The sequence below is a fragment of the Pseudomonas sp. BF-RE-21 genome, from assembly GCF_019947305.1.
Taxonomy (GTDB): Bacteria; Pseudomonadota; Gammaproteobacteria; order Pseudomonadales; family Pseudomonadaceae; genus Aquipseudomonas; species Aquipseudomonas migulae.
On sequence record NZ_JAGYGF010000001.1, the window covers coordinates 158,439 to 170,565 of the forward strand.

General features: G+C 60.8%; 10 protein-coding genes. 5 read left to right on the forward strand and 5 right to left on the reverse strand.

Translation table 11 applies throughout. From position 1 onward, the window contains the following. The first annotated feature begins 5 nt into the window (after positions 1–5). The 3 genes from KGB25_RS00755 to KGB25_RS00765 all read left to right on the forward strand — a co-directional run bounded on the left by KGB25_RS00755 (position 6) and on the right by KGB25_RS00765 (position 2,341). Positions 6–1,139 (forward strand): TIGR03364 family FAD-dependent oxidoreductase, encoded by a 1,134-nt coding sequence (locus KGB25_RS00755; protein ID WP_223434035.1) that lies wholly within the window; start codon positions 6–8, stop codon positions 1,137–1,139. Then, positions 1,139–1,702: a phosphonate degradation HD-domain oxygenase gene (locus KGB25_RS00760; protein WP_207284888.1), complete on the forward strand. Its 564-nt coding sequence runs from the start codon at positions 1,139–1,141 to the stop codon at positions 1,700–1,702. Before KGB25_RS00755 ends, KGB25_RS00760 begins: the two co-directional genes overlap by 1 nt. A 108-nt stretch (positions 1,703–1,810) precedes the next feature. Beyond that, the gene (locus KGB25_RS00765) at positions 1,811–2,341 is read left to right on the forward strand and encodes a hypothetical protein (protein ID WP_223434036.1); all 531 of its coding nucleotides are present in this window, start codon (positions 1,811–1,813) and stop codon (positions 2,339–2,341) included. Positions 2,342–2,350: 9 nt separating this feature from the next. On the opposite strand, the gene KGB25_RS00770 is transcribed toward KGB25_RS00765, so the two are convergent. Further along, the gene (locus KGB25_RS00770) at positions 2,351–3,727 is read right to left on the reverse strand and encodes a GTPase/DUF3482 domain-containing protein (RefSeq protein WP_223434037.1); all 1,377 of its coding nucleotides are present in this window, start codon (positions 3,725–3,727) and stop codon (positions 2,351–2,353) included. After that, the gene (locus KGB25_RS00775; protein ID WP_223434038.1) at positions 3,720–5,090 is read right to left on the reverse strand and encodes a DUF2868 domain-containing protein; all 1,371 of its coding nucleotides are present in this window, start codon (positions 5,088–5,090) and stop codon (positions 3,720–3,722) included. The genes KGB25_RS00770 and KGB25_RS00775 overlap by 8 nt, the downstream gene beginning before the upstream one ends. Positions 5,091–5,189: 99 nt before the next feature. Between KGB25_RS00775 and KGB25_RS00780 the strand changes: the two genes are divergently transcribed. After that, positions 5,190–5,702: a dihydrofolate reductase gene (locus KGB25_RS00780; protein ID WP_223434039.1), complete on the forward strand. Its 513-nt coding sequence runs from the start codon at positions 5,190–5,192 to the stop codon at positions 5,700–5,702. Between the two features lie 95 nt (positions 5,703–5,797). Here KGB25_RS00780 and KGB25_RS00785 read toward each other — a convergent pair whose 3' ends face one another. Beyond that, positions 5,798–7,189, reverse strand: a complete 1,392-nt coding sequence (locus KGB25_RS00785) for an L-cystine transporter (RefSeq protein WP_223434040.1) — start codon at positions 7,187–7,189, stop codon at positions 5,798–5,800. A gap of 240 nt (positions 7,190–7,429) precedes the next feature. On the opposite strand from KGB25_RS00785, the gene KGB25_RS00790 reads away from it, so the two are divergent. Continuing rightward, the gene (locus tag KGB25_RS00790; RefSeq protein WP_008026105.1) at positions 7,430–8,485 is read left to right on the forward strand and encodes a hypothetical protein; all 1,056 of its coding nucleotides are present in this window, start codon (positions 7,430–7,432) and stop codon (positions 8,483–8,485) included. Between the two features lie 190 nt (positions 8,486–8,675). On the opposite strand, the gene ilvD is transcribed toward KGB25_RS00790, so the two are convergent. Together ilvD and KGB25_RS00800 are read right to left on the reverse strand one after the other, a co-directional pair. Continuing rightward, a complete protein-coding gene (gene ilvD / locus KGB25_RS00795; RefSeq protein ID WP_008040782.1) occupies positions 8,676–10,517 on the reverse strand; it encodes a dihydroxy-acid dehydratase in 1,842 nt (613 codons plus the stop codon). Positions 10,518–10,775: 258 nt separating this feature from the next. Continuing rightward, a complete protein-coding gene (locus KGB25_RS00800) occupies positions 10,776–11,975 on the reverse strand; it encodes an MFS transporter (RefSeq protein WP_223434041.1) in 1,200 nt (399 codons plus the stop codon). Between the last annotated feature and the right edge of the window lie 152 nt (positions 11,976–12,127).

Below are 12,127 nucleotides of genomic sequence, written 5' to 3' on the forward strand. Positions count from 1 at the left end.
TCTTGATGACACACCCCAACGACCTGCTGATCGTAGGCGCCGGCATCCTCGGCCTGTCCCACGCCTACGCCGCCGCCAGGCGCGGTCTCAAAGTCACCGTTTTCGAACGCAGCGAAACGCCCTTGGGCGCCTCGGTGCGCAACTTTGGCCAAGCCCTCGTCACCGGCCAGCCACCGGGCCCGATGCTCGAACTGGCCAAAGCCAGCCGCGAGATCTGGGGCCAATGGGCGCAACTGGCTGGCCTGCAACTCAAGCGCAACGGCTCGTATTTATTTGCCCGCACCGAAGCCGAAGAACACCTGCTGGAAGTATTCTGCGCCGGCCGCGCCGTGGAACACGATTACCGCGTCGACCTGCTACGCGGCGCCGCATTGCGCGACCTGTACGGCGGCCAGTTCCGCCATCACCGCGCTGCGCTGCACGGCATGGACGATCAGCAACTGTATTCCCGCGAAGCGATCCCGGCGTTGATCGATTACCTGCGCCGCGAAATGAACGTCGAGTTTCACTTCTCCACCCTCGTGCGCGACATCGAACCGGGCCGCCTGCACAGCACCGCCGGCACCTTCAGCGCCGGGCAAATCATCGTCTGCTCCGGCCACGATTATCAGACCTTGCTGGCCGAGCCGATTGCCGCGCTCAACCCGCAAATCTGCCGCCTGCAAATGCTCCGCGCCCGCCCGCAGATCAACCTCAACCTGCAACACGCGCTGCTCACCGGTTTGAGTTGCGTGCATTACGGCGCCTTCGCCGATCTGCCGGAAGCAGCGGCAGTGCAGGCGCAGATCCTGCGCGAGCAACCGCACTTGCATGAAAACGGCATTCACCTGCTGATCAGCCCGACACCTCACGGCGAGCTGATCATCGGCGATTCCCACCACTACGGCAGTGATCCGTCACCGTTCAATGCCGAGCAAGTGGATAACTGGATGATCGAACTGGCCGAGCAGACGCTGGGCTGCAAAGTGCAAGTGGTCGAGCGCTGGCAGGGGGTCTATGGTTCCCGAGGGCCAGGGCCGTTTTCGTTCCTGCGGCCGATGCCGGGCGTGAGCGTGGCACTGATGCACACCGGCGTCGGCATGAGTGTCGGGCCGGCAATGGCCGAACGTAATGTCGCGACGTTATTGGGAGAGCGTTGATGGACCGCAAGGCGCAAGTGATCGACGAGGTGTTTGGGCTGTATGAGCGCTTCGGCGACAGCGATTACATCGGCGAGCCGGTGTCGCAGATCGAGCACATGTCCCAGGCCGCACAACTGGCCATGGCGGAAGGCTTCGATGATGAAGTGGTGCTGGCGGCATTCTTCCACGACATCGGGCACATCTGTGCTGACAGCGCGCCGAACATGGGCGGCTTCGGCGTGGTCAGCCACGAGCGGCTGGGCGCCGATTACCTGCGTCGCGCAGGTTTCAGTGAACGCATGGCGCGGTTGGTGGAATACCACGTTCAGGCCAAGCGCTACCTGACACTCAAGGAGCCCGGGTATTACGAACGATTGAGCGAGGCCAGCCGTCGGACCCTGGAGTATCAGGGCGGGGTGATGACCCCGGCCGAGGCTGAAGCCTTCGAGCAGGACCCGTTGTGCGCGGTGAGTTTGCGCATGCGCCAGTGGGATGAGTTGGCGAAGGAGATGAACGTGCCTCTTCTGGATCTCGACGTTCTGAAGCGCAAGGCTTTGGGCCTTCTGCCCAGGGCGGCTTGAACCACAACTACTGGTGAGACCTCCTACAGGATGAAGAGATTGTTCGCGCAGAGCGTTTTACGAGGATGGGATAGCTTGATCGACCCTAAATTGATTTGAGCTATCCACATGCGTTATTTGAAAGTTACAGCCCAGGACCGAAGTGCTTACGGCAGGGCTGACAACCTGATCCTGCATTTTTTCGAAGAGATTGACGGTGCCGAAGATCGGCTCGTTCACGAAGCCTATGCACTGGATAACACTGCCGATGGCAAAGTTGATTTTCAGTATGGCGACGTGAACAACGACGGTAAGGAAAACATTAAGGATGAGGAGCTAATCAACTTGTTTGCAGAAGCGTTCCTGCAGCTTAGCTGGTTCAATAATGGAGATACTTGGGATCGCTATGTCAAGATATATGTAGAGGATTTTGCTTGCGACGGTAGTCTAGACCCCGTGGAACTGCACTTTCATGATAGTTCCCGCAGACCTTCAGGCCGAAGCCTCGTTTCCACCGCCACTGTTTTAGACTCCCTTGAGGGCTACATGGTTGACATGGTGTTCGGTCTCGATATGGATGGTGATGGCGATTTGGATAAAGTGGACAAACAGCTTGCCTGGACATTGAGATCCACGTTTCTGAGGTTCAACTGGCGCTGATCAACCGTATCAAAGCTGCTGCGCCAACACCTCGATCTGCTCCTGCCGTTCCGCCTGATTCAACTTCGCATGGGGATTCAGCGACGACCACTGCGGATGCGCCCGAGCCTTGTTCAGGGCTTCGGGCAGTTTGCCTTCGCGCCAGCTCTTGTCCTGTGGCGTGGCGACCTGGATGCTGTCCATCGCCGCATGCCCACGCGCATTCAGCGCCTGAAGCAACTGCCGCTGCCGTAATGCCAACAACCGCAACACGCTGTCATCGACCGTCAATTCACGCTGACCTTTGATCTTGCCCAGCAACCGGCTGCCGTAACTGCGCGCGGTTTGCAGGGCGCCGCCGGCAATCGCGCCGGCCAGCGCCGCCGCGCCGAGGGTCAAGCCGCCGACCAGCAAATCCACCCCGGCTCCGGCTGCCGCTCCCGCCGCGATGCCGCCGCCAACCCGCACGCCCAGTTGCTTGAGGGTTTCCGGGTTGAACAGGTCATCGCCCCAACGGCCATCGAGCAGCGGCAGATCACTGGCCGCCGCGTCTTGCGGGCGGAAGGCGTAGAGCGTGAGCAGCGCCTCGACACAACGCTGTTCCCGTTGGCGAACGGCTTTGCGCAGTTCGCTGATCGCCTGTTGTTCCTGCTCGGCGTCGCTGACCACGCTACGCCGACACGCCGCACAATCGATCAACAACTCGGCAATCAACCGCGCCGCGCTTTGTTGCCGGGCCAGACGCTGGGCCTGCTGATCGGCGATCAAACGTTCCAGTTGCTCGCGAGAATTTTCCAGCAACAGCGCGAGGCTTTCATACAGCCGCCGCTCGCCATCTTCCGGCGGCGCCACGCTGTCGAAACGCACCAGGGCATGCAAGCCCAGACGCGCCAACGCTTCACGCCAATCCGGTTCGCGGTGGTTGGCGCTGCTGACGAAATTCAGCACCGGCAACAGCGGTTTGCCGCAGCTGGCCAGCACTTCCAGTTCGTCGCGGTACTTGGCCAGCACCGGTTCGCGGGCGTCGATCACATAGAGGCCGGCGTCGCAGGTGAGCAGTTGCCGCAGCACCTTGGCTTCCTGTTCGAACCGCTGCCGCGCTTCACTGCCCTCAAGAAAACGCGCCAGTCGCGCCGGACCGTCGAGGCGCTCACCGGGGCGTTCCAGGCGTTCGAGGTAGTCGAGCAGGGCGATGGCGTCTTCCAGGCCCGGCGTGTCGAACAGGTCGAGCAAGGGCTCGCCGTCCACCGACAACCGCGCGCCTTCGACGTGCCGCGTGGTGCTCGGGCGATGGGAGACTTCGCCGAAACCGACATCACGGGTCAGCGTGCGCAGCAATGAGGTTTTGCCGACGTTGGTGTGACCGACCACGGCGAGCTTCAACGGCGCTTTCCACGGATTAGTCATGACCGGTCTCCAGCCAGTTCAGCGGCGCGCAATCGGCGAAGGGCAGTTCCAACTGTTGCAGCGCCACGTGCCAGTCGCCGAGACGCTCGGCATCCAGCGCTTCGCCGGGCGGCGCTTGCAGCAACCAGACGCGGGTGGCGCTGGCGTTGCGGGCCAGTTCGGCGATCAGCGCGAGGCTGCCGCGGTCCGGCGAACGCCGTGGATCGCAGGCGATGGCCAGGCGGGCCGGGGGGAAACGGCTGAGTTGTTCCAAGAGTTTGTGGCGCGATTCGCGACTGTCGAGGACGCCCGCGTCGTTCACGGTTTTCGGCAGCGGTGGCGGCCATGGCCGTTGATCGTCCAGCTCGATGGCCACCAGCAACGCGCCGTCGCTTTGCAGTTCGCTGACGCCGCTTTCCACGTGATGAAGCTGCGCAGGTGCCGCATCGCTGATGCCCAGGCGTTCGCTGGTCGGCATCAGGCGTTCGCGCAGTTGCGCGTAGCCGGGCAGGTTCAGGTCCAGACGCAACCTGGCGCGACCCCTATTCCAGCGCCACAGGCACAACAGCGCCAACAACAACCTCGGCAAAACCCCGTAGACCAGCAGCACACCCACCAGCCACGCGGCCCAGGCCTGACGAGCGCTTTCAATGTTCAGTGCGGCATCGCCACTGGCGCGGATCATTTCCACGGTGGGCACGCTGAAACCCAACAGAGCCGGCAGGGCGCCCAGAGCCTGAGTCATGACGACGAACGTGTCGCCGCCAAGGATGGTGGTTTCCCAGACGAAGCCGTAGCGCCGGGTCGCCATCAGCATCAGCAGAATAACCAACGCACTGAGCATCGCCAGCAACCACAAGCCATTGACCAGCACACCGAGCGCCCAGCGATTGAGTTTCTGTCGTTGCAGCAGCAACAGCAGCGCGGGCGCCAGTTGCGCGGCTTTGGCGTCGCGGGCGAGTTTTTCGCTGAGCCACAACCACAAGCGTCCCAGCGTCGCGCCGTGCTCACCGGCAAACACCAGGCCCAGCGCCCAGCTCAGCAGCAGAATCAGGTTCAGCCCGAGCAAGCTGCCCAAGGCCCAAAACACATTGACCGGCGTTTGTCCGTCGCCCAGCGCGGCAAACGCCAGGCCGGCGCCGCTGACCACGGCCAGCACGGCCAACACCAACAGCGCCAGTCGTGCACCTTGCAGCCAATGCCTGAGGGCTTCGGTCAGTCCGTCGCGTTGGGCCAGCCATAAGGCGCGGCGCGAAATCCGTGTCGGCAGATCGCCGCCCGCCGTGCGAGCCACTCGGTTGGCTTCCAGATCATCCAGAGGGCCGGCGTGTTCTTCGCGCAGGCGAATGGTTTCCGTCAACCAGAGGGTATTCAGTTCAGTCACGCGGCATCCCGTCGCTCAATTGAGTTGTGAGCATAACCGCTGTCGCGCTTGTCGGGGGGCTACGTTGCGAGAAGCCGAGCCTCTGGTATCCTCGCCGGCATGACTAAATCACTCCCCCTCAGCCTGATCGCAGCCCTCGGTGAAAACCGTGTGATCGGCGTCGACAACAGCATGCCCTGGCACTTGCCGGGGGACTTCAAATACTTCAAGGCCACCACCTTGGGCAAGCCGATCATCATGGGTCGCAAGACCTGGGATTCCCTCGGTCGCCCGCTGCCGGGCCGGCTGAACATCGTGGTCAGCCGTCAGGTGGATCTGGTGCTCGAAGGCGCGGAGGTTTATCCGTCGCTGGAGGCTGCCGTGGTTCGCGCGGAAGAATGGGCGAAAGAGCAGGGCGTCGATGAGTTGATGCTGATTGGTGGCGCGCAGTTGTATGCGCAGGGGTTGGCGCAGGCTGATCGGTTGTATTTGACGCGCGTGGCGCTGAGCCCGGAAGGGGATGCGTGGTTTCCGGAGTTTGATTTGAAGCAGTGGAAGCTGGTGTCGAATGTGCCGAATCCGGCTGAAGGCGACAAACCGGCGTACAACTTCGAAGTCTGGGAAAAAGTCTAAAAGCTTCGCGGGCAAGCCTCGCTCCTACAGGTTATGCGTAAATCCTGTAGGAGCGAGGCTTGCCCGCGAAGAGGCCCGCTCAGTCACTGAAATTCTTAAGCGTGAGCCAACTCCGCATGCTCATCCGCATCCAGCAAATCTTTATCGGTCTGCTGCATGATCTGGCTGGTAATCGCCCCGGCCGTGATCGAACCACTCACGTTCAACGCCGTACGCCCCATATCAATCAGCGGCTCAACCGAAATCAGCAACGCCACCAGTGACACCGGCAAACCCATCGCCGGCAGCACGATCAGCGCCGCGAACGTCGCACCACCGCCCACGCCGGCCACACCGGCCGAACTCAAGGTCACAATCGCCACCAGCGTCGCGATCCACAGCGGGTCGAGCGGGTTGATGCCCACGGTCGGCGCAACCATCACTGCCAACATCGCCGGGTACAAACCCGCACAGCCGTTCTGGCCAATGGTCGCGCCGAACGAAGCGGCGAAACTGGCGATGGATTGCGGAATGCCCAGACGGCTGGTCTGCGCTTCGATGCTCAGCGGAATCGTCGCCGCGCTGGAGCGGCTGGTGAAAGCAAACGTCAGCACCGGCCAGATCTTGCGGAAGAACCGCAGCGGGTTGATCCCGGCTACCGACACCAGCACGCCATGGACTACAAACATCAGGCCCAGGCCGATGTAGGACACCACGACAAAACTGCCGAGCTTGATGATGTCTTGCAGGTTGGAACCGGCGACCACTTTGGTCATCAGCGCCAGTACGCCGTACGGAGTCAGCTTCATCACCAGACGCACCAGACGCATCACCCAGGCTTGCAGGGTGTCGATGGCGTTGATCACTTTCTGACCTTTTTCGACGTCATCCTTCAGCAGTTGCAGCGCGGCGACCCCGAGGAACGCGGCGAATATCACCACGCTGATGATCGATGTCGGCTTGGCGCGCGCCAGATCAGCGAACGGGTTTTGCGGGATGAACGACAGCAGCAGTTGCGGCACATTCAGGTCCGCGACCTTGCCTGCGTAGTCGGTCTGAATGGTTTGCAGGCGGGCCATTTCCTGTGTGCCGGCGACCAGGCCTTCAGCGGTCAGGCCGAACAGGTTGGTCAAACCGATACCGATCAGCGCCGCGATGGCGGTGGTGAACAGCAGCGTGCCGATGGTCAGGAAACTGATTTTGCCCAGCGATGAAGCGTTGTGCAGACGGGCCACGGCGCTGAGGATCGAGGCGAACACCAGCGGGATCACGATCATTTGCAGCAACTGCACGTAACCGTTGCCCACCAGATCGAACCAGCCGATCGAGGCTTTCAGCACCGGGTTTCCGGCACCGTAAATAGTGTGCAAGGCGACACCGAACACCACGCCCAACACCAGGGCGAGCAGGACTTTTTTCGCCAGACTAAATGTGGTGTGGCGGGTTTGCGCCAGTGCGACGAGCAGGGCGAGGAACACCAGCAGATTGAGAATCAGCGGCAGATTCATTGGAACTCCCATTAGACATGTGCCAACTGCCTTCCGGGGCAGCTGCGAACCGGCAAGCCTAACAGCTTGATTTTCAATGAATTAATATCAAAAAAGTCTGATGACTGTCGTTTTTGGAATAAGCGGGTGTCGCTTACAGGAATGCAGCTGGCGCGATAGGTGCGTTGACCGTCGCTGACAGACGGGGACTGTCACACTTATTTGTTAGCGTCGATGTCTTTAAATCAGGGAGATCTATCGATGAAGTTCGCACCGAAATTTCTGCTCGCTGCACTGTGCATTGGCCTCGCCGGACAGGCCTTCGCTACGGATTTGAAGCACTGGCCAGCCGATCAGGCCAAGGCACTGGATGCGATGATCGCGGCCAACGCCAACAAAGGTAACTACGCGGTGTTCGACATGGACAACACCAGTTACCGCTATGACCTCGAAGAATCGCTGCTGCCGTTCATGGAAAACAAGGGCCTGATCACCCGCGAGAAACTCGATCCCTCCCTGAAACTGATTCCGTTCAAGGACACCGCCGACCATAAGGAAAGCCTGTTCAGCTACTACTACCGCCTCTGCGAACTCGACGACATGGTTTGCTACCCATGGGTCGCCCAGGTGTTCTCCGGTTTCACCCTGCAAGAGCTCAAAGGTTATGTCGACGAGTTGATGGCGTCCGGCAAACCGGTGCCGGCTACCTATTACGAAGGCGACGTGGTCAAGAAGCTCGACGTCAACCCGCCGAAAGTCTTCACCGGCCAAACCGAGCTGTACAACAAGCTGATGGAGAACGGCATCGAGGTCTACGTGATGACCGCCGCTTCTGAAGAGCTGGTGCGCATGGTCGCCTCCGATCCGAAGTACGGCTACAACGTCAAACCGCAAAACGTGATCGGCGTGAGCCTGCTGCTCAAGGATCAAAAGTCCGGCGAGTTGACCACGGCCCGCAAGCAGATCACCGCTGGCAAGTATGACGAGAAGGCCAACCTCGGCCTGGAACTGACCCCGTACCTGTGGACCCCGGCAACCTGGATGGCCGGTAAACACGCGGCGATCCTGACCTACATCGATGAATGGAAAAAACCGGTACTGGTCGGCGGCGACACCCCGAGCAGCGACGGTTACATGCTGTTCCACGATGTTGACGTGGCCAAGGGCGGCATCCACTTGTGGGTCAACCGCAAGGACAAATACATGACCCAGATTAACGGCATGATGGCCAAGCACGCTGCGGCCCAGGCCAAGGAAGGGTTGCCGGTGACGGCGGACAAGAACTGGGTGATCGTGACGCCGGCAGAAATCCAGTAACCGCAACACCGATCAACTGTAGGAGCCGGCTTGCCGGCGATAGCGGACTTTCAGACGAAGAATTTGCTGGCTGACATACCGCCTTCGCCGGCAAGCCGGCTCCTACAGGGATTTGCATATACGCAGATCAAACGACCGGCAAAAAAATGCCCCGCACTTGGCGGGGCATTTTTTTGTTTGCGATTAAGCCTTACAGCCCGTCAAGCATCGCCTTGTTACGCACGGCACCCTTGTCGGCGCTGGTCGCCAGCAGGGCGTAGGCTTTCAGTGCGGTGGTCACTTTACGTGGACGTTTCTCCACCGGCTTCCAGCCTTTCTGATCCTGCTCGGCACGGCGGCCGGCCAGTTCTTCATCGCTGACCAACAGGTTGATCGAGCGGTTCGGAATGTCGATCAGCACTTTGTCGCCGTCCTGCACCAGACCAATCGCGCCACCGGCAGCGGCTTCCGGCGAAGCGTGGCCGATGGACAGGCCCGAAGTGCCGCCGGAGAAACGGCCGTCGGTGAGCAGGGCGCAGGCTTTGCCCAGGCCTTTGGATTTCAGGTACGACGTCGGGTACAGCATTTCCTGCATGCCCGGGCCGCCTTTCGGGCCTTCGTAACGGATGATCACGATGTCGCCGGCCTTCACTTCGTCCGCGAGGATGCCGCGTACGGCGCTGTCCTGGCTTTCGAAGATTTTTGCGTTGCCTTCGAACACGTGGATCGACTCGTCGACGCCCGCGGTTTTCACCACACAGCCGTCCAGCGCGATGTTGCCGTAGAGAACGGCCAGGCCGCCTTCTTTCGAGTAAGCGTGTTCGACACTGCGGATGCAGCCGTTTTCACGGTCGTCGTCCAGGGTTTCCCAACGGGTCGACTGGCTGAACGCGGTTTGCGTCGGGATGCCCGCCGGGCCGGCCTTGAAGAAGTGATGCACCGCTTCGTCGTCGGTCTGGGTGATGTCCCACTTGGCGATGCCTTCGGCCAGGGTCTTGCTGTGCACGGTCGGCAGGTCGGTGTGCAGCAGGCCGCCACGGGCCAGCGAACCGAGGATGCTGAAGATCCCGCCGGCGCGGTGCACGTCTTCCATGTGGTACTTCTGGATGTTCGGCGCGACTTTGCACAGTTGCGGCACGTGACGGGAAAGACGGTCGATGTCGCGCAGGTCGAAATCGATCTCGGCTTCCTGGGCGGCGGCCAGCAAGTGCAGGATGGTGTTGGTGGAACCGCCCATGGCGATGTCCAGGGTCATGGCGTTTTCGAACGCCTTGAAGTTGGCGATGTTGCGCGGCAATACCGACTCGTCGTTCTCGCCGTAGTAACGCTTGCACAGCTCGACGATGGTGCGGCCGGCCTGCAGGAACAGTTGCTCGCGGTCGCTGTGGGTGGCCAGGGTCGAACCGTTGCCCGGCAAGGCCAGGCCCAACGCTTCAACCAGGCAGTTCATCGAGTTGGCGGTGAACATGCCGGAGCACGAACCGCAAGTCGGGCAGGCGCTACGCTCGTACTCGGCAACCTTCTCGTCAGAAGCGCTGGAGTCGGCGGCGATCACCATGGCGTCGACGAGGTCGAGACCGTGGCTGGCCAGTTTGGTCTTGCCGGCTTCCATCGGGCCGCCGGAGACGAAGATCACCGGGATGTTCAGGCGCAGGGCGGCCATCAACATGCCTGGGGTGATCTTGTCGCAGTTGGAGATGCAGACGATGGCGTCGGCGCAGTGGGCGTTGACCATGTACTCGACGGAGTCGGCGATGATCTCGCGGCTCGGCAGCGAATACAGCATGCCGTCGTGGCCCATGGCGATGCCGTCATCCACGGCGATGGTGTTGAATTCTTTCGCTACACCGCCAGCGCGTTCGATTTCGCGGGCGACCAGTTGGCCCAGGTCCTTGAGGTGGACGTGGCCCGGTACGAACTGGGTGAACGAGTTGGCAATGGCGATGATCGGCTTTTTGAAGTCGTCATCTTTCATCCCCGTGGCGCGCCACAATGCGCGGGCACCGGCCATGTTGCGGCCGTGGGTGGATGTTTTCGAGCGGTAATCAGGCATGAAGCACTCCGGGCGGCTAATCAGGTATCAAAAGGGAAGTGAGCTTCTATTGACGTCTGGAACACTCAGAAATGGCCGTGTGTCCGGAAGTTGCCGATAACTTTGCGGGATCGCCGCGCGCTTCAGCTTGAGCTCATAAACCCGCCGGGGGATGACTGGCGATGAATGTCGCGATTCTACACGGCTGGCGGCTGGAGGGAATGCCGGGAAGCGCTGATCCGGCGCCGGTGGCGTGCGCCGGATGACGACCGGCGTAAATCAACTCGCGTTCAGTGCCAGATCGCGCTGCATGATCAGCGCGTTCAAACCCAGGCCCGCGACGCTAAGGATCAGGAAACACAAGGCGAGCGCCGTGGTGAGGTCTTCGGACGCGAGATTGATCATCACGCTGATCACGCCGCCGCACATGAAGATCATCACGCCGCCGACCGAGGAGGACGTACCGGCATCCTGTGGGTAGAGGGTCATGGCTTTGGAATTGGCGATAGGCCGGGCAATGGTGGTGCCAGCCGTGCAGATGAGCATGGGGATCAGCACCGCAGCGGCCGTCAGCCCGAACTGATTTGCCAGCCACAGCATGGCCAACCCCGACAGTGCGATCAGGCCGAGGCCGATCACTATCTGTGAATTGGCTGGCAGACGCCGATGCAAGGCGCTGGCGACTATCCCGCCGAACACATAAGCCACGCCATACAGCAACAATGTCCAGGCGAATTCGTAGGGCGTGAGTGCCAGGCGCTCCATGAAAATGATCGGCGACATGACGATGAATGAAAAATGGCAGGCGAAGGCCAGGGCCGAAATCAACCAGTAACCCATGAAGCGAAAATCCGCGCATAGCCGCCAGTAGGCACTGAAAAAGTGACCGGGCGCGGCATTGCGACTGCGCGGGGTTTCCTTGAGGATCACGCCAGCCCTTATCCAGACGAAGACCGCCAGTGCGATAAAGACATAGAAGCTGCCCTGCCAATCCAGATGCATCTGCAACCAGGTTCCAAGCAGCGGCGATATGGAAATGAACACGCCGCCGCCGGTGGTCATCCAGATCCTCATCCGTTCCTGTTCCTTGCCGACGAACAGATCCTGAATCAGTGCCTGTGACAGCACAAAGGACCCGCAACCCACGGCCTGAATGACGCGAAATACCAGAAACCAGCTGTATTCGCTGAAAAGCAGACAACCCGTAGCGCCGACGATCGAGATGGCGATGCCAGTCAGCAAAAGGGTTTTGCGCCCCCACAAGTCCGACAGCGGTCCGACCAGCACCACGGATAGCCCAAGGCCAATGGCGAACAGGCTGACGGATAACGCTATGTCGGAGGCTGAGGTCAGGAAGTAATCAGAGAGCGCGGGAAAGGACGGGAGCACCACGTCCAGCGGGAAAACACCCAGTAGCGTCATCGTCATCAATAGCAGGATGAGCGACGATTTTTTCGCGGTATGCGGGGAAGGGTTCATCAACAACGCTCTCGATCCGTGAGGGGTAGCCGAGAGTCGACTTGATGAATAGGGAAGTCAATGCAGGAGGTGTGGGACTGTTCTCAGACCGTTGTAGGAGCGAGCCTGCTCGCGAAAAACGAACAGGCTACGCGGGGTGTCAGGCAGCCAGC